Annotated in this window: 2 protein-coding genes; one reads left to right on the forward strand and one right to left on the reverse strand. The window is 71.8% G+C overall.

What is annotated here, in order from left to right; translation table 11 throughout:
• The coding region (locus EYA84_RS31990) for a 16S rRNA (cytidine(1402)-2'-O)-methyltransferase (RefSeq protein WP_394347636.1) at window positions 1–438 on the reverse strand (438 nt) is incomplete at its 3' end.
• Between the two features lie 66 nt (window positions 439–504).
• Between EYA84_RS31990 and EYA84_RS31995 the strand changes: the two genes are divergently transcribed.
• On the forward strand, window positions 505–1,250 hold a 746-nt coding region (locus tag EYA84_RS31995), incomplete at its 3' end, for a phospholipid carrier-dependent glycosyltransferase (protein WP_131057874.1).

The following is a 1,250-nucleotide window of genomic DNA, read 5'->3' on the forward strand; positions in this document are numbered from 1 at the left end:
AGTAGCGGGGGCGCGGAGAGGGGTATCAGAGACAGGCGCCAGGGCGGTGGTGACGGCGCTCGGTCCGGGGGCGCAGGTGACCGGGACGCCGGCGTCCAGTGCGGCGCGGACCAGCCGGTAGCCGGGGTCGGACACGCTGGGCATCCCCCCGTCGGTGACCAGTGCGACGAGGTGTCCGGCGGTGAGCACGTCGACCAACTCGGGGGTACGCCGCTCCTCGTTGCCCTCGAAGTAGGAGACGATCCGGCCGGGGATCGTCACGTCCAGGTCGCGGGCGAGCCGGATCAGTCGCCGGGTGTCCTCGGCGGCGACCACGTCGGCGGTGCCGAGCACGTCTCGCAGTCGGGTGGAGGCGTCGGCGGGGTTGCCGAGCGGCGCGCCGAGGAGGACCAGGCGACCAGTTTCGGACATTTCACCCACGAGTAGGCACTCCTTCATCGACGGTCGTACCGGATTCGGAGACGATGTACGCCAGCGACCCCCTCCGCAGCCTACGATCGCCGGGTGACGAGTGCGTCGACAGCACAGAGCGCGAACGCGGACCAGCCGGGACCGGAGCAGGCGGCCACCTCGACCGGTGACACGGGCGGTGGCACGACCGGCGACGCGGGCGGCGGTGGCGTACCGGCGACGATCCGCCGTCGGCTGGCCACCGTCGAGGCCCGCGTCGACCGGAGATCGTGGTGGGCCACCGCCGTGGTGGTGGCGATCGCGGCGGTGGTCCGCTTCGCCAACCTCAGCCACCCGGCCGGCAAGATCTTCGACGAGGTCTACTACGCCCGGGACGCCTGGGGGCTGATCGACAAGGGCGTGGAGTGGAACTACAAGGACGGTGGACCGTCGTACGTGGTCCATCCGCCGCTGGGCAAGTGGTTGATCGGTCTCGGTGAGTGGGCCTTCGGCTACGCCGACGCCGAACACGGCATCTCGGTGCCCGGCGCGCTGATGACCACCTCGCCGGAGTTCGGCTGGCGCTTCTCGGCAGCGCTGTTCGGCACGCTCTCGGTGCTGCTGCTGATCCGCATCGGCCGCCGGATGTTCCACTCCACCGTGCTCGGTTGCGCCGCCGGCCTGCTGCTCGCGCTCGACGGCTTCCACCTGGTGCTGTCCCGCACCGCGCTGCTCGACCTCTTCCTGCTCTTCTTCGTGCTGGCCGCCTTCGGCGCACTGGTGCTGGACCGGGACGCGCAGCGTCGGCGCTGGGCCCGGGCGCTGGAGGCGGGGCTGGATCCGACGGCCCGGGGCCGGGC

Origin of the sequence: Verrucosispora sp. SN26_14.1 (assembly GCF_004307965.1) — a bacterium.
Classification (GTDB): Bacteria; Actinomycetota; Actinomycetes; order Mycobacteriales; family Micromonosporaceae; genus Micromonospora.